This is a genomic window from Metabacillus sp. SLBN-84 (assembly GCF_053629595.1).
On record NZ_JBRJIP010000001.1, the window covers coordinates 1,223,490 to 1,239,101 of the forward strand.

At 45.3% G+C, this 15,612-nt stretch carries 17 protein-coding genes and 3 other annotated features; of the genes, 14 read left to right on the plus strand and 3 right to left on the minus strand.

The window, feature by feature from the left end; all coding sequences use genetic code 11:
• Positions 1-157: 157 nt before the first annotated feature.
• The 8 genes from dnaI to RKD52_RS06035 all read left to right on the plus strand — a co-directional run bounded on the left by dnaI (position 158) and on the right by RKD52_RS06035 (position 6,753).
• Complete coding sequence (gene dnaI, locus RKD52_RS06000) at positions 158-1,093, plus strand: primosomal protein DnaI (RefSeq protein WP_029279187.1); 936 nt, start codon at positions 158-160, stop codon at positions 1,091-1,093.
• 116 nt (positions 1,094-1,209) lie between these two features.
• Positions 1,210-2,034, plus strand: coding sequence for a putative sporulation protein YtxC (gene ytxC / locus RKD52_RS06005; protein WP_454099042.1), 825 nt, complete (start codon positions 1,210-1,212; stop codon positions 2,032-2,034).
• Between the two features lie 77 nt (positions 2,035-2,111).
• Positions 2,112-2,352: a binding site (T-box leader), on the plus strand.
• 53 nt (positions 2,353-2,405) lie between these two features.
• A complete protein-coding gene (thrS, locus tag RKD52_RS06010) occupies positions 2,406-4,334 on the plus strand; it encodes a threonine--tRNA ligase (protein ID WP_454099043.1) in 1,929 nt (642 codons plus the stop codon).
• A 131-nt stretch (positions 4,335-4,465) separates the two neighbouring features.
• Positions 4,466-4,595: a sequence feature (ribosomal protein L20 leader region), on the plus strand.
• Between the two features lie 49 nt (positions 4,596-4,644).
• Complete coding sequence (gene infC / locus RKD52_RS06015) at positions 4,645-5,163, plus strand: translation initiation factor IF-3 (RefSeq protein WP_161781213.1); 519 nt, start codon at positions 4,645-4,647, stop codon at positions 5,161-5,163.
• A gap of 21 nt (positions 5,164-5,184) precedes the next feature.
• The gene (gene rpmI, locus RKD52_RS06020; protein WP_029279195.1) at positions 5,185-5,385 is read left to right on the plus strand and encodes a 50S ribosomal protein L35; all 201 of its coding nucleotides are present in this window, start codon (positions 5,185-5,187) and stop codon (positions 5,383-5,385) included.
• Positions 5,386-5,412: 27 nt separating this feature from the next.
• Positions 5,413-5,772, plus strand: coding sequence for a 50S ribosomal protein L20 (rplT, locus tag RKD52_RS06025; protein ID WP_369734664.1), 360 nt, complete (start codon positions 5,413-5,415; stop codon positions 5,770-5,772).
• A 65-nt stretch (positions 5,773-5,837) separates the two neighbouring features.
• A complete protein-coding gene (locus tag RKD52_RS06030; protein ID WP_454099044.1) occupies positions 5,838-6,107 on the plus strand; it encodes a DUF1294 domain-containing protein in 270 nt (89 codons plus the stop codon).
• Positions 6,108-6,168: 61 nt separating this feature from the next.
• On the plus strand, positions 6,169-6,753 hold the full coding sequence (locus RKD52_RS06035; protein WP_369734666.1) for a TVP38/TMEM64 family protein: 585 nt from the start codon (positions 6,169-6,171) through the stop codon (positions 6,751-6,753).
• 22 nt (positions 6,754-6,775) lie between these two features.
• Here RKD52_RS06035 and RKD52_RS06040 read toward each other — a convergent pair whose 3' ends face one another.
• Complete coding sequence (locus RKD52_RS06040) at positions 6,776-7,171, minus strand: sigma-w pathway protein ysdB (protein WP_454099045.1); 396 nt, start codon at positions 7,169-7,171, stop codon at positions 6,776-6,778.
• A 128-nt stretch (positions 7,172-7,299) separates the two neighbouring features.
• Here RKD52_RS06040 and RKD52_RS06045 point away from each other — a divergent pair, with 128 nt between their 5' ends.
• Positions 7,300-7,788 carry a dUTP diphosphatase gene (locus RKD52_RS06045; RefSeq protein ID WP_454099046.1) on the plus strand — a complete coding sequence of 163 codons (489 nt, stop codon included), beginning with the start codon at positions 7,300-7,302 and terminating at the stop codon, positions 7,786-7,788.
• A gap of 62 nt (positions 7,789-7,850) precedes the next feature.
• Positions 7,851-8,936: a M42 family metallopeptidase gene (locus RKD52_RS06050; RefSeq protein WP_454099047.1), complete on the plus strand. Its 1,086-nt coding sequence runs from the start codon at positions 7,851-7,853 to the stop codon at positions 8,934-8,936.
• Between the two features lie 151 nt (positions 8,937-9,087).
• Here RKD52_RS06050 and sspI read toward each other — a convergent pair whose 3' ends face one another.
• The gene (gene sspI, locus RKD52_RS06055; RefSeq protein ID WP_029279208.1) at positions 9,088-9,300 is read right to left on the minus strand and encodes a small acid-soluble spore protein SspI; all 213 of its coding nucleotides are present in this window, start codon (positions 9,298-9,300) and stop codon (positions 9,088-9,090) included.
• Between the two features lie 356 nt (positions 9,301-9,656).
• Between sspI and RKD52_RS06060 the strand changes: the two genes are divergently transcribed.
• The 3 genes from RKD52_RS06060 to pheT all read left to right on the plus strand — a co-directional run bounded on the left by RKD52_RS06060 (position 9,657) and on the right by pheT (position 14,243).
• Positions 9,657-10,409 carry a TrmH family RNA methyltransferase gene (locus tag RKD52_RS06060; protein ID WP_454099048.1) on the plus strand — a complete coding sequence of 251 codons (753 nt, stop codon included), beginning with the start codon at positions 9,657-9,659 and terminating at the stop codon, positions 10,407-10,409.
• 60 nt (positions 10,410-10,469) lie between these two features.
• Positions 10,470-10,713 (plus strand) — a binding site (T-box leader).
• A gap of 66 nt (positions 10,714-10,779) precedes the next feature.
• The gene (gene pheS / locus RKD52_RS06065) at positions 10,780-11,814 is read left to right on the plus strand and encodes a phenylalanine--tRNA ligase subunit alpha (protein WP_369734670.1); all 1,035 of its coding nucleotides are present in this window, start codon (positions 10,780-10,782) and stop codon (positions 11,812-11,814) included.
• Between the two features lie 14 nt (positions 11,815-11,828).
• A complete protein-coding gene (gene pheT / locus RKD52_RS06070) occupies positions 11,829-14,243 on the plus strand; it encodes a phenylalanine--tRNA ligase subunit beta (RefSeq protein WP_454099049.1) in 2,415 nt (804 codons plus the stop codon).
• Positions 14,244-14,297: 54 nt separating this feature from the next.
• On the opposite strand, the gene rnhC is transcribed toward pheT, so the two are convergent.
• Positions 14,298-15,236, minus strand: a complete 939-nt coding sequence (gene rnhC / locus RKD52_RS06075; protein WP_454099050.1) for a ribonuclease HIII — start codon at positions 15,234-15,236, stop codon at positions 14,298-14,300.
• A gap of 103 nt (positions 15,237-15,339) precedes the next feature.
• Between rnhC and zapA the strand changes: the two genes are divergently transcribed.
• A complete protein-coding gene (zapA, locus tag RKD52_RS06080) occupies positions 15,340-15,612 on the plus strand; it encodes a cell division protein ZapA (RefSeq protein ID WP_454099051.1) in 273 nt (90 codons plus the stop codon).

Genomic DNA, 15,612 nt, shown 5'->3' on the forward strand with positions numbered 1-15,612 from the left:
GCACTGGAGACCCCGCAAGCGAAGCGAGGAGGCTCCAGGCGCTCCCCGCGGAAAGCAAGTCCCTGGAGCGAAAAGGAACGGGTATTATGCCAAACTATAAGCTGTTCAAAAACTTTGAAAAAAATATTCAAATTAATCTCAGGCGGAGGTGAACAAAATGGAATCCATCAACAAATCTCTTGGGCGTCTTTCAGGCCGGGAAGATTTTCAGAAGAGGCTGGGTGCCATGAAGGCTCAGATCATGCAAAATCCGGATATCCAGGAATTTCTCCATGAAAACAGTTCTGAAGTGAATGAAGAAATGATTAACAGAAGCCTGATTAAACTCTACGAATACATTGGACAAAGCAAGCGCTGCGCAGACTGCCCAAGTCTCAGGGAATGCAAAAATCTCGTCGAAGGCTATCATCCGAAGCTGATCCTTCAGGGGAAAACGATTGACCTGAAGTATGAGGTCTGCCCGACGAAAGAAGCGGATGATGAACGGAAAAAACAGCAGTCGCTCATCAAGTCCATGTTTATTCCGCGGGACGTTCTGAATGCAACCCTTGAAGACATTGATCTCAAGGAAGCAAGCAGGCTGAAGGTTGTGGACATGGCCCTAAGCTTCAGCAGGGACTATCAAGAGGGCAAGTACCGCAAAGGGCTTTACTTGTACGGACCGTTCGGGATCGGCAAAACCTATATTCTCGGAGCGATTGCAAACGAACTTGCAAAGAAAAAGATTCCTTCCATGCTTGTGTATGTGCCGGAATTTTTCAGGGAATTAAAAAGCTCCATGCATGATCATTCGCTGGAAGAGAAGGTTGAGGCGGTTAAAAAGGTAAAGGTGCTGATGCTTGATGACATTGGTGCCGAGGCGATGTCAAGCTGGGTGCGTGATGATATTCTGGGATCAATCCTTCAATACCGCATGCTTGAAAACCTTCCAACGTTTTTCACCTCCAATTTCAGCATGAAAGACCTTCAATCGCATTTAAGCGTTACACAGCGCGGTGAAGAAGAGCCGGTAAAATCAGCGAGAATTATGGAGCGAATCAAGTATCTGGCAGAACCGTTCGAACTGAAAGGCCGCAACTGGCGCGAAAGATAGAAAAAGCAGTACACCGCAAATCCTGCGGCGTGCTGCTTTTTTTGGTTTTGTGATTCTAATTGTTCTTCTCTGGCCATATACATGGAATCAGGTATTGGCTAAAAGGGGGGACAACCTTGATCAAAGTATTTTTTAATTCTCCGGATGAAGCAGAGAGATTTTATACAATGCTTGTCCTTAAGCAAAATCAGCGGAACGTTGAATTGTGCATAATTGACGGAAACGGAGTCGGGGTTTCGGCAAGTGATTTTGATGCGGCGGCAAGAACGCTTTTTATTCCGGCGCTTGCGTCTTATATTCTTAAATACAATGAATCACGTCTTATGCTTTCGATCATCAGGGACCGCTTTTATTTTCATGAGCCTGAAGAACAGCAGCAAATCATACATATTGCAGAGGCGATCATTGAAGGTGAACGGACAGAAATTCCCGGTGCCAAACAGCTCCCCATGAGAGAAACGCCGATTTATGAAGCGCTGAATGATTTTATAAAGCCTGATCTTGCATTTGCTCTTTCGTCCTTTATAAAATTCCGTCTTCACAGCTATGTGGAGCGTTTATATAAATATATTGAGATTGCGATTGAAGAGTATAAGCTTGAACAGGAGTATCAGACGTTTATTCATAGTTTAAGAGAGTATGCCATGAACAGGGAAACGAAGGCAGAGGTTATTCACATTGTTCATGAACACGAACTGACCGTTTACAATGAGCATTTTTCTGAAATCAGCAAAGAGGATTTAGCGGGGCATATTGACAGGACGTTCGTTCATCAGCACCCGATGTATATTGATGCTTCCCTTTTGGCTCCCCTTGTCTCTATAGCCCCTGGGAAGATCCACCTGTATACCGATTCACCTGATTATGGAATGGTGCAGACCATCCAGAATATCTTTCTTGAACGGGTAAGCATTTATCCAAGAAAGATGGCTGGCGTTTAAATTCAGCTTTCGGAAGGGAAAAAGCGGAATCAGCTTGATTTCCTCCCGGAATGCTTTTATAATACGTTATGAATAGAAGAAAAGTTTTGATGAGGACACGGGTGAGTTATCACGGCTCAAAGAGAAGGAAGACATGGCTGAAAGCTTCCCAGTACGAATAACCTGCTTACCGCCTCTGAACTTCAGCTTTGAAAAGGACTTATTCCTGAGTAAGTGCTGACGGGAAATCCCGTTACAGATCTTTTTTGAGCCATTCACCGCGCGTAATGTGAATGGAAACAAGGGTGGAACCACGGCGAATAATCACTCGTCCCTTATTTTAGGGACGGGTTTTTTATTTTTTAAGAAAACATGCAAGGAGTGACTTTAGGATGTCAATTGTAAACATTACTTTTCCGGACGGAGCTGTAAAGGAATATCAGGCAGGCACATCAACTGAAGATATCGCAGCCTCCATCAGCCCGGGTCTTAGAAAAAAATCCATTGCCGGTAAACTGAACGGTGAACTGATTGATTTGAAAACACCGATTGAGCAGGACGGAAGCATTGAAATTGTCACACTCGACAGCCCGGATGCGCTGGAAATCATCCGCCACAGCTCTGCCCACGTACTCGCCCAGGCCATTAAACGATTATATGGAAATGTAAAGCTTGGAATCGGTCCGGTTATTGAAAACGGGTTCTACTATGATATCGATATGGAAGAGTCGATTTCTGCTGAGGATCTGCCGGCGATTGAAAAAGAAATGAAGAAAATCATCAATGAAAACATAGAGGTCGTCCGCAAAGAAGTAACACGCGAAGAAGCAAAGGCGTTATATGAAGAAATAGGCGATCACCTGAAGCTTGAGCTGCTTGATGCCATTCCTGAAGGGGAAAAAGTGACGATCTATGAACAGGGCGATTTCTTTGACCTCTGCCGCGGGGTGCATGTTCCTTCAACAGGAAAGCTGAAAGAATTTAAGCTTTTAAGTGTAGCCGGCGCATACTGGCGCGGGGACAGCAACAATAAAATGCTGCAGCGCATTTACGGTACGGCCTTCATTAAAAAAGCAGACCTTGATGAGCATCTGCGCCTGCTTGAAGAAGCGAAGGAGCGCGACCACCGAAAGCTCGGCAAAGAGCTGAGCCTCTTTACAACGTCTCAAAAAGTAGGACAGGGCCTTCCAATCTGGCTTCCAAAAGGCGCGACAATCCGCCGCATCGTAGAACGCTACATTGTGGATAAAGAAGAGCGTCTGGGATACCAGCATGTATACACACCGGTGCTTGGCAGTGTGGAGCTGTACAAAACATCCGGCCACTGGGATCATTATCAGGATGACATGTTCCCTGCAATGAACATGGACAATGAAGACCTTGTTCTTCGTCCGATGAACTGCCCGCATCACATGATGGTGTACAAGCATGACATTCACAGCTACCGCGAACTTCCGATCCGCGTGGCAGAGCTTGGAACGATGCACCGCTATGAGATGTCAGGAGCTCTTACAGGACTGCAGCGCGTCCGCGCAATGACGCTGAATGACGCCCATATCTTTGTCCGTCCTGATCAAATCAAAGATGAATTTATCCGGGTTGTAAAACTTGTTGAAGAAGTTTATAAAGACTTTGGCATCAATGACTATTCCTTCCGTCTTTCCTACCGCGATCCGGAAGACAAAGAGAAATATTTTGACGATGATGCGATGTGGGAAAAAGCACAGAGTATGCTTAAATCTGCGATGGACGAGCTTGGTCATGACTATTTTGAAGCAGAAGGTGAAGCGGCGTTCTATGGTCCTAAGCTTGATGTTCAGGTCCGCACAGCACTTGGAAAAGACGAAACGCTATCTACTGTGCAGCTTGACTTTTTATTGCCGGAGCGCTTTGATCTGAACTATGTAGGAGAAGACGGCAAACAGCACCGTCCGGTTGTTATTCACCGCGGGGTTGTCTCAACGATGGAACGTTTTGTAGCCTTCCTGATTGAAGAGTACAAAGGGGCGTTCCCGACTTGGCTTGCTCCGACTCAGGTTCAGGTGATCCCGGTTTCGCCTTCTGTTCATCTTGATTACGCGAAAAGCGTTCAGGAGAAGCTGCAGGCTGCAGGTCTCCGCGTCGAGCTTGATGCACGCGATGAGAAAATCGGATATAAAATCCGCGAGGCGCAGATTCAGAAAACACCTTATATGCTTGTAGTGGGCGATAATGAAGCAGCTGAATCAGCTGTGAATGTCCGTAAATACGGCGAGCAGAAATCTGAAACAATCAGCCTGGATGCATTTATTGACGGCATCGTGAAAGAAGTTAAAAGATAAATCTGTAAAAAAGTATTGCACATGCGGAAGATGTTTGATACAATTCTTTTTGTTGCAATAAAAGCCAACATGACTTGACACAGGAATTTTTTCCGTGATATAATTTGCATGGTAATTGAATAGAACGTTTGTCTAGCAAGCAGAAGCACCCGCTTCTCACCTGATTGACGCATTGCGCAGTCTGCAGGTTTACGACCATTTTATACTTAGTATACTAAATCGTAGTGTGGGTGTTTTATGCGCCCGCACTTTTTTATTTGAAAAAAGTGCGAGCAGAGTCTGTTCAGTTAAAAATCCTTGGAGGTGGCTAATTATTAGCAAAGACATGATGGTAAACGATGGAATCCGCGCTCGTGAGGTTCGTCTGATTGGTGCAAACGGCGACCAGCTTGGAATCAAAACACGCCAAGAGGCGCTTGAGATTGCTGCCAGAGCGAATCTTGACTTAGTGTTAGTTGCCGCAAACGCGAAGCCTCCTGTATGTCGCATTATGGACTACGGAAAATTCCGTTTTGAGCAGCAGAAGAAAGACAAAGAAGCACGTAAAAATCAAAAGATCATCAGCATGAAAGAGGTTCGCTTCAGCCCGACGATTGATGAGCATGATTTTAACACAAAACTTAAAAATGCACGCAAGTTCCTTGAAAAAGGAGATAAAGTGAAAGCTTCCATCCGCTTTAAAGGACGTGCAATCACTCATAAAGAAATTGGCCAGCGTGTTCTGGACCGTTTTTCTAAAGCTTGTGAAGATTTAAGTACAATTGAGTCTCATCCGAAAATGGATGGACGCAGTATGTTCCTGGTGCTTGCACCTAAAGCTGAAAAGTAAAGATACGAGGAGGAATACCTTATGCCAAAAATGAAAACTCATCGCGGCGCTGCAAAGCGTTTCAAAAAGACTGGATCAGGTAAATTAAAACGTTCACACGCTTACACTAGCCATTTATTTGCTAACAAATCAACGAAAGCAAAACGCAAGCTTCGCAAAGGCACGCTAGTAAGCAAAGGCGACTTCAAACGCATCCGTCATTTATTAGATAACATTAAATAATTTGTTTTCACATAGGAGGGAATTGACATGCCAAGAGTAAAAGGCGGTACTGTCTCACGTCAAAGACGTAAAAAAGTTCTTAAATTAGCTAAAGGTTATTTCGGTTCAAAACATACATTATACAAAGTTGCTAACCAGCAAGTAATGAAATCATTAATGTATGCTTACCGTGATCGCCGTCAGAAAAAGCGTGACTTCCGTCAGCTTTGGATCACTCGTATTAATGCTGCTGCACGCTTGAACGGTCTTTCTTACAGCCGTTTAATGCATGGCTTAAAGCTTGCAGGCATCGAAGTAAACCGCAAAATGCTTGCTGAGCTTGCAGTTACTGATGCAAAAGCTTTCGCTCAACTTGCAGACGCTGCTAAAGCTAAACTTAACAGCTAATACCAAAAGACCATTCTCACCGTATGAGAATGGTCTTTTTATCATTTATTATGGAGTTGAATGATATGGCACTCGTGATTGCGTACTATTTGATTTTGAATGTGTACGGATTTTACATAATGGGAGCGGATAAGAAAAAAGCGAAACGCGGCGAGTGGAGAATCAAGGAGAACACTCTTTGGCTTGTCGCCTTTATCGGGGGTGCAGCGGGACTTACTGTAGGGATGAATACGTACCGCCACAAAACGAAGCACCGAACGTTTGCGGCAGGTCTTCCGGCATTGATGGTTGTCCATCTCGTTTTGTTCGTCTATTTTCTCTATAAGCTGTCATAAGACAGCCTCCCATCCGATACACTTTAGGGAACGATTCTCACACAGCATCATCAGGGACTGCATGAAAGAGGTGGGAACAATCGATCTTGCTACTTCGGCTGTGGTCAATACCGTCCAGTCTGCGGGATTTCTGGCACCTGTGTTTTTTATCGGCATGCACATTTTGAGGCAGTTTTTGTTCATACCTGTTGTGGCCATTTGTATTGTCGGGGGCATTCTCTTCGGAACAGAATTCGGCACGTTTTATTCCATTATCGGGCTGACTGTTGCGAGCATCACTTTTTATACGCTGTCGAAACAGTTTCCATCCTTCTTAGACCGCTTTTCAGGGCTTAAGAAAAAATGGCTGGGGAATTATACGCGTCTTTCGGTTGGGCAGATTACCGTGCTTCGGATGATTCCGTTCGTGAATTTTTCGCTCTTATCCCTCTGCATTCTGGACAGATCCGGCTCGTTTAAAGAATATGCAAAGCTTTCCTTCTGGACGCATATTCCTGCGGCCTTCTGTTTTACTTCGTTTGGCACTTACTTTGGCAGACTGTCGCTCATTGCGACCATTCTGATCCTCTGCACGCTTATTGTATTTGTCTATTTGCTCAGAGAACGAAGAAGCATTATTAAATGGAACGAATTTTTTCTGAAATAGCCAAAAGCCGTGATCAACAAGGTCACGGCTTTTGTGCTTTTGAGAGAAATTCTCTGACTGGACTCTTCCAGTCAACGGCTGCATGCGGATAGTTTTCTTTCACTTTATCTTCAATAAATTGGAAATCTGAGAAAGAAAGTCCCTGAAGCTTGCTCGGTGTGTCGGTCCAGATGAAAATGGAGACGACTTCAAACGCCTGCTCGGTCGTGCCGAGATATTTTTCGCCTTCAAACCGGACGCCTTTATATGTCAGGAGAAAATTCTTGCGGACATTGCCAGGGTCATCGAGCAGATAAAACCGGTTCTGTTCTTGTGCAAGCTCTAGCTTGCGTTTAGGATTCAGCACGTATTTTGCTAAAGAATAAAGGATGAAAAAGACGAGTGCGAACAGGAGCAGCCGTAGAAAAATAACAATCATAGCAGTGCCTCCAAGACATATTTTGTTACAATACGTATAAGTGCGGCGGAAGGTTTCATATTTCATGAAAAATTTTTGAAGCATGGTTCCTGCAGTGATAAAATTGGCTCTTAGAGGAGAGTGAAATCGTGAATTTAACAAAATTGTTTGAGATGCAGCATACCCTTGACAGCAAAATAGAAAAACAGCATGGCCTAGAGAAGGAATCCCTTATTCACAAGAAGATTCTTGCCCTGTATGTGGAAGTGGGCGAACTTGCGAATGAAACGAGATGCTTCAAATTCTGGAGCCTGAAACCGCCGGCAGAAACAGATGTCATTCTTGAAGAGTATGTGGACGGCGTCCATTTTATTTTGTCTCTTGGAATTGAGATCGGAAAAACGAGTGGAATCGAGATTCAGCCGGATACGGAAGAAAAGTCGCTCACTGCTCATTTTGCCGATGTTTTTAACGCAATTGCCCAGTTTGAAAAGTACTGTACGGATGAACAATTTATCCAGCTGTTCAGCAAATATATGCACCTTGGACAGGCCCTTGGATTTTCAGGAGCCCAGATTGAAGATGCCTATATGAAAAAGAATGAAGTCAACCATGACCGCCAGAAACAGGGTTATTAACATTTTGTATTACTTTCCAGCGTTTAGTATAATAGTAGATAATAAACGAGAGGGGTAAAGGGATGACAAAATTAGACGAAACACTTCAGATGCTGAAGGACCTGACAGATGCAAAGGGAATTCCAGGAAATGAACGCGAACCGAGAGAGGTTATGAAAAACTACATATCAGCCTATGCCGATGAGGTAACAACAGACGGACTTGGAAGTCTGATTGCTAAAAAGACCGGCAAAGAAGGCGGACCGAAGATTATGGTGGCGGGCCACCTTGATGAAGTAGGCTTTATGATCACGCAAATTGATGATAAAGGGTTTCTCCGCTTCCAGACAGTAGGCGGATGGTGGTCACAGGTGATGCTTGCACAGCGTGTAACCATCGTGACGAATAAAGGGGATGTAACAGGTGTGATCGGCTCTAAGCCGCCGCACATCCTGCCTCCTGAAGCAAGGAAAAAAACGGTGGACATTAAAGATATGTTTATTGATATCGGCGCATCTAGCCGCGAGGAAGCAATGGAATTTGGCGTTCGTCCGGGAGATCAGGCTGTTCCTTATTTTGAATTTACCGTGATGAACAATGAGAAGATGCTGCTTGCCAAGGCGTGGGATAACCGCATCGGCTGTGCCATTGCCATTGATGTTCTAAAAGGACTGAAAGATGCGGATCATCCAAACGTTGTCTACGGGGTAGGGACGATTCAGGAAGAAGTAGGACTCCGCGGAGCGCGCACTTCTGCTCATGCCATCCAGCCGGACATCGGATTTGGAGTGGATGTCGGGATTGCGGGCGATACTCCTGGAATCTCTGACAAAGAAGCTTCAAGCAAAATGGGGGAAGGGCCTCAAATCATTCTTTATGATGCATCAATGGTTTCTCATAAAGGGCTTCGCGACTTCGTTACAGGCGTTGCCGATGAAATGAACATTCCATATCAGTTCGATGCAATCGCAGGCGGAGGAACAGACTCAGGTGCAATCCATATGACAGCAAACGGTGTACCTGCACTTTCCATCACCATTGCGACAAGATACATCCATTCCCATGCAGCCATGCTTCACCGCGACGATTACGAAAATGCGGTTAAGCTGATTACAGAGGTTATTAAGCGTCTGGATGAAGAAACAGTTAAAGCTATAACTTTTGACTAAGAAAAGCGTAAGCGCCTTGTTCAGATCAGACAGGCAGAAAAGGGTCACGCAGAAAAATCCGGGTTTAACTTTTTTGCCTGAGCCGTTCTGACGGAGGATCTGGGCGCTGGAGCTGGATCCCATAAAAAAATGCCGGGCAGCCGCCCGGCATTTATTTCTTTTTTAAGCCTTCTTCAAGAATCGTAAGCATTTCATTCTTTTCATCTTCACTTGAATTCTGCCAGATCACTTCAAACAGAACGCCAAGTCCCGGAAGCATTTTTTCTTCTCCGTTTTGGATCGCATCGACAATCGTATCCTCAAGCTGCCCCTGGTCATTGCCCGAAACATTTGAGATAATGGCATTTCGTAAATTTAAATCCATCTGACTCACTCCATTTTTAAAATAGTTGATCTCTGTTTATCGTGCATCACTTTGCTTATTTTATGTATCTTCCGTTAAAATAATAAGAAAAGCCTATAATGTAGAATTGGCAGCTGATTTTACATAGGTACGTTACACTCCAGTGGACTGAAGCGGAAGGCACTTGACTCCTGCGGGATGAAGAGGGCACGGAAGATCCCGCAAGCGCAGCGAGGAAGCTTCAGCACTCCCCGCGGAAAGCAAGTGACTGGAGCGCAAGGAAACGGGTAGAGGTGCAGAAGTTTTTCTATAGCTTCTGATAATAACAAATGAAAATAGATGGGCAGGAAAACCCAACAGCAAAAGGAGCAGGACAATTGAAGCGAATTGAATCCGTACAAAATCAAAAAGTCAAACAATGGCGCAAACTTCACACAAAAAAAGAACGTGATGCATCAGGCACATTTTTAATAGAAGGCATGCATCTCGTGGAAGAAGCCATCAAAAATAAATCAGATATAAAAGAACTGATCCTGTCAGAAGAAACAGCCATCCCAAAACACTGGGATCTAGACAATCTGTCCATCATTTACGTAACAAAAGAAATCATGAAAGCCATTTCCGAAACAGAAACTCCCCAGGGTGCTGCGGCCGTTTGCATCCAGAAGGACAGCGGAAGCATAAGCACATGGAAAAAAGTCATTCTGATTGATGCGCTTCAGGATCCGGGGAACCTTGGAACCATTATCCGGACTGCCGATGCAGCAGGTCTTGACGGCGTCATTCTCGGAGATGGGACAGTTGATCCGTATAACTCAAAAGCAGTGCGCTCCTCACAGGGCTCCATTTTCCATATACCGGTTGTAAGAAAAAAAATGGATGAAGCCATTTCAGAACTGAAGCAGAATGAAGTGTCCATTTACGGAACCTCCCTGCAGAACGGATCCGATTACAGAAAAGCAGAAACCTCCGGACAATTTGCCCTGCTTATCGGCAATGAAGGCAGCGGGGTAAGGGAGGAATGGCTGTCCCTTACCGACCAGAACCTGTACATCCCGATCCTTGGAAAAGCTGAATCCTTAAACGCCGGAGTTGCTGCCGGGATCCTGATGTATCGCCTTGTGAAATAGGCAAAAGCGTGGTTGCATCGCCATCATGAATTCATTATAATAAAAGACAGTTACATACCATGAACAGCGTTGACAGAGAAGAGTAGTCTGCGAAAGCGTCAATCAGGGAGAAAATGCCGGTGACTGTGAGCATTTTTTTGACAGCAGCAGATGAATTCACCTCTTTAGCTGACACCAGGACCATCCGGAAAAATCCCGGGTGTAAAGGTGCTCCGGATCCTATCCGTTATTTATGAACGAAGTGAACAGCATGTTTTTTTGCTGTTAACAAGGGTGGTACCGCGACTGTCAACTCGTCCCTTTTTGGACGGGTTTTTTATTTTGTTCAAAAAAAATCAGGAATCATCTGAAATAAAAGGAGGAAAATACGATGCAGGAGCAATTAAAACAGCTTCAGCTTGAAGCGCTTGAAAAAATTCAGGCAGCAAATGATTTAAAGAGCCTGAATGAGATCCGCGTATCATATTTGGGTAAAAAAGGGCCAATTACAGAAGTTCTTCGCGGGATGGGCAAACTTTCTGCAGAAGAGCGCCCGCTAATGGGAGCTTTGGCAAACGAGGTGCGCGAGAGCATTGCCACAAGCATTTCGGCTAAACAGGAAGGACTTGAGGAAGCGGCAGTTGAAGAGAAGCTTGCAGCTGAAACGATCGATGTGACACTTCCGGGACGTCCTGTACGCACGGGCAATCATCATCCGATTACGTCTGTCATTGAGGAAATTGAGGACCTTTTCCTTAACATGGGCTATTCCGTCGAAGAAGGCCCTGAGGTAGAGACGGATTATTTCAACTTTGAAGCGCTGAATCTTCCAAAAGGACACCCGGCTCGTGATATGCAGGATTCTTTCTACATAACGGAAGAAACGCTGCTTCGTACTCATACGTCACCTGTTCAGGCAAGAACGATGCAGAAATACAAAGGTCAGGGACCAGTGAAAATCATTTGTCCGGGCAAAGTATACCGCCGCGATAATGATGATGCGACACATTCACATCAATTCACGCAAATTGAGGGACTTGTCATTGACGAGAACATCAGCATGAGCGATTTGAAAGGAACACTTGAGGCTTTTGCCAAAAAGATGTTCGGCGAAGAGCGCGAAATCCGTCTGCGCCCAAGCTTTTTCCCGTTTACAGAGCCTTCAGTTGAAGTCGATGTTTCATGCTTCGTGTGCGGCGGCAAAGGCTGCAGTGTTTGCAAAAAGACTGGCTGGATTGAAATTCTCGGTGCAGGAATGGTTCATCCGAATGTGCTTGAAATGGCAGGGTTTGATTCAAAGAAATACAGCGGATTTGCTTTTGGCATGGGACCGGAGCGAATTGCCATGCTGAAATACGGCATCGATGACATCCGTCATTTTTACACGAACGACATGCGTTTTCTGAAACAATTTAAAAGAGCATAAAAGGAGGGTTCCAAATGTTTGTTTCCTATAAATGGCTGCAGGATTACGTGGATCTCAGCGGAATCCCGGCAGAAGAACTGGCAGAGAAAATCACCCGAAGCGGAATTGAAGTAGAGGGTGTAGAGGTTTTAAATGAAGGGATGAGCGGTGTAGTCGTCGGGCATGTGCTTGAAAAAGAGCAGCACCCGAATGCAGATAAGCTCAACAAATGTCTGGTCGATACAGGCGGCGAGAACCCTGTTCAAATCATTTGCGGAGCTGCAAATGTCGATAAAGGGCAAAAAGTAGCAGTAGCCACAGTAGGCGCGGTACTTCCGGGTAACTTTAAAATCAAAAAAGCAAAGCTTCGCGGCGAAGAGTCAAACGGAATGATCTGTTCTCTTCAGGAACTGGGCTTTGAATCAAAAACCGTTGCAAAAGAGTATTCGGAAGGCATCTTTGTCTTTCCAAACGATGCTGAGCCTGGAAAAGATGCTCTTGCAGAACTTGGGCGTGATGACCAGATTCTTGAGCTTGGTCTTACCCCTAACCGCTCAGACTGCCTGAGCATGCTTGGCGTCGCGCATGAAGTAGCGGCTATTTTGGGCCGAAGCGTAACGTACCCTGACTTGACGCATGATGAAGGTTCAGAGAAGGCATCTGAGAGCATTACTGTCTCCGTTGAAGCAAAAGAAGAGAATCCGCTGTATGTGGCAAAAGTGATTCGCAATGTGAAGATTGCCCCGTCTCCGCTCTGGCTGCAGACAAGACTGATGGCTGCAGGCATCCGTCCGCACAACAATGTGGTGGATATCACGAACTACGTACTCCTCGAGTACGGACAGCCGCTTCATGCCTTTGACTATGACCGTTTAGGCTCAAAAGAAATTCTTGTCCGCATGGCAAAAGACGGCGAAGAAATCGTGACACTTGATGGACAAAAACGCACGCTTACTCCGGAGCACCTTGTCATTACTAACGGAACTGTGCCGGTTGCACTCGCGGGTGTAATGGGCGGAGAGAATTCGGAAGTTCATTCCGATACAACGGCTGTTCTTCTTGAATCTGCGTACTTCAACGGCCAGACTGTAAGAAAATCGTCCAAAGATCACGGATTAAGAAGTGAAGCAAGTGCGCGCTTTGAAAAAGGCGTCGATCCGAACCGAGTTCGTGCTGCAGCAGAACGCGCTGCCCAGCTGATGGTGGAGCTTGCGGGGGGAGAAGTTCTTTCGGGATCGGCTGAGGTGAATTATCTTGAAGCTGAACCTGCGGTCGTGACCGTTCACATCGATAAAATTAACCGTGTGCTCGGCATGAACATTTCAGGTTCGGAGATGCAGTCCATCTTTACACGTCTTGGATTTGAAGTGCAGGAGGATAACGGCGCCTTCACGGTAACTGTGCCTACAAGACGCGGAGATATTACAATCGAGGAAGACCTGATTGAAGAAGTTGCAAGACTGTACGGCTATGACAACATTCCGTCTACTTTCCCTGTCAGCGCATCCGCACCGGGCAAATTGACGGATTATCAGCAAAAACGCCGGATGGCCCGCCGCTTCTTAGAAGGAGCCGGCTTGCATCAGGCGATCACATACTCGCTGACGAGCGAAGACAAAGCTTCCCTGTTTGCGCTTGAAGCATCTGATCTGACACGCCTGTCCATGCCGATGAGTGAAGAGCGCAGCGTTCTTCGCCTGAGCTTAATCCCTCACTTGCTTGAGACGCTGAAATACAATCTTGCCCGTCAAAATGACCAGGCAGCTCTTTATGAAATGAGCTCTGTGTTCATTTCAAACGGACCAGGTGAACAGCCTCTGGAAAAAGAACGGTTAAGCGGAGCTGTAACAGGGCTGTGGCACCTGAACCAGTGGCAGGCTGAGAAAAAACAGGTCGACTTCTATGTGGTAAAGGGAATTCTTGACGGCCTGTTCGATCGTTTAGGATTAAACGAACACATCACTTATCAGCAGACAAAACGCGACGGACTTCACCCGGGGCGTACGGCAGAAATTCTTCTTAACGGCGTTTCTGCAGGATTTATCGGACAGGTGCATCCGAAGCTTCAAAAGCAAATGGACCTGACTGAGACATATGTGTTTGAACTTGCTCTTCAGGAGCTTCTTCAAACAGAAGCAGAACCACTAACATTCTCTGTTATTCCTCGCTTTCCGTCTATGACGAGGGACATTGCCCTTGTTGTTGATAAAGACGTTGTAGCGGGCGATCTGCATAGCGCTATTTCAGAGGCAGGAGGAAAGCTTCTGAAGGACGTTTCCATTTTTGATTTATACGAAGGCGATAAGCTTGATGAAAATAAAAAATCACTGGCCTTCTCACTGCGCTATTTCGACCCTGAGCGTACGCTTACAGACGAAGAAGTAACAAAAGCGCATGAAAAAGTACTCCGTACGGTCGAGGGAAAATTTTCCGCCGTGCTGAGAGGTTAATCGCAGAGACAACAGGAAAAGAGCAGCTGACCATTAAGGTCCGGCTGCTCTTTTCTATCTTTTTCTTTTTTTTGCGGCGATTTTTTCAGCCTTATCGGTATTGGCAAAATGAAACTTCGTCAGTTCTTTCAGTGCCGGGCTGCCTTTTTTTAGGATGATGGCTGCTGCAGCCTCGTCTACTTTAGCTCCTGCTCCTTTTGGAAGGGTAACTCCTGCTTTTTCTGACAGGCGGTCCATTTCCTTTAAAAAGGCATAGCGTGCAAGAATTGAGGCGGCCGCTACAGCCAGGTGGATTCCTTCTGCCTTTGTGCTGAAAAATGTTTTTTCTCTTTTGAAGGATTTTCCAGATAAATGCTTGAAATACAGAGAAGGCTCTGCAAATTGATCAATCAATATGCCTTCAGGTTCTTCCGGCGCGATTTTGTCATAGAGTTTGTTTATCGCCTGGTTATGCAAAATGGCTTTCATTTTTCCCTGGGACATTCCTGTGCTTTGGAGCTGGTTGTATTTTTCATTGTGCAGGATCAGCAGAGAGTATGGAATGACTTTAAGAAGGTCCTTCGCAATGCTTATGATCTGAGTGTCATTCAAATGTTTTGAGTCCTTTACTCCAAGCTCTTGAAGGAGCGGGATCTGCTCTTTTTTTACATAGGCGGCAACGACCGTAATAGGGCCGAAAAAGTCACCCGTGCCTACTTCATCTGAACCGATGATCGAAAGAGATGAAATATTTGGCGGCGGACTGAAAACGGTCTTTTGCTGCGAAGGTTTCTTAGTAGCCTTTTTCTCGGGTTCGGACCATTTGGAAGCCTCTTCTGCTGCGAGATTTCCCTGGAAAAGAACTTTCCCTGATTTGTAGGCAGTGATGGAGCAGCCATTTGCTTTTGCCGTAAAAACGGCACCCGGAGGAAGCTTTGATCCGAGTCCGGAAGAATAATAGGTTTTCATTTTCAGCATGGTCTGCTGATCAATTTTTATAACGGTATTGGACAAGAGAAGACACCTCTTCTATAGTAGTAGTGGGTACGGGATTGATTGGCATTATCTTTCCATTATACTAAATATCATGTTATGATAAAGATTAGGATTCTCAAGAATGGAGGATTTTTCGTTGGATAACCACTCAAAAAAGAAAACGACAGTTGATATATATGGACAGCAATTTTCAATAGTAGGCACAGAGAGCACAAGCCATGTGCGTCTGGTGGCTTCTATTGTTGATGATAAAATGCGGGAAATCAGCAGTAAAAGTCCTAACCTTGATATAAATAAGCTTGCCGTTCTGACGGCGGTCAATGTCGTTCATGACTACCTGAAATTAAGAGATGAATTTGAAAAACTGGAGAGACAAATTACAGAAAAGGATTGA

Coding starts and splice junctions, on each gene's coding strand:
- dnaI (WP_029279187.1), top strand. CDS start 158: ATGGAATCCATCAACAAATCTCTTGGGCGTCTTTCAGGCCGGGAAGAT.
- thrS (WP_454099043.1), top strand. CDS start 2,406: ATGTCAATTGTAAACATTACTTTTCCGGACGGAGCTGTAAAGGAATAT.
- rpmI (WP_029279195.1), top strand. CDS start 5,185: ATGCCAAAAATGAAAACTCATCGCGGCGCTGCAAAGCGTTTCAAAAAG.
- rplT (WP_369734664.1), top strand. CDS start 5,413: ATGCCAAGAGTAAAAGGCGGTACTGTCTCACGTCAAAGACGTAAAAAA.
- RKD52_RS06030 (WP_454099044.1), top strand. CDS start 5,838: ATGGCACTCGTGATTGCGTACTATTTGATTTTGAATGTGTACGGATTT.
- RKD52_RS06035 (WP_369734666.1), top strand. CDS start 6,169: ATGAAAGAGGTGGGAACAATCGATCTTGCTACTTCGGCTGTGGTCAAT.
- RKD52_RS06040 (WP_454099045.1), bottom strand. CDS start 7,171: ATGATTGTTATTTTTCTACGGCTGCTCCTGTTCGCACTCGTCTTTTTC.
- RKD52_RS06050 (WP_454099047.1), top strand. CDS start 7,851: ATGACAAAATTAGACGAAACACTTCAGATGCTGAAGGACCTGACAGAT.
- sspI (WP_029279208.1), bottom strand. CDS start 9,300: ATGGATTTAAATTTACGAAATGCCATTATCTCAAATGTTTCGGGCAAT.
- pheS (WP_369734670.1), top strand. CDS start 10,780: ATGCAGGAGCAATTAAAACAGCTTCAGCTTGAAGCGCTTGAAAAAATT.
- pheT (WP_454099049.1), top strand. CDS start 11,829: ATGTTTGTTTCCTATAAATGGCTGCAGGATTACGTGGATCTCAGCGGA.
- zapA (WP_454099051.1), top strand. CDS start 15,340: ATGGAGGATTTTTCGTTGGATAACCACTCAAAAAAGAAAACGACAGTT.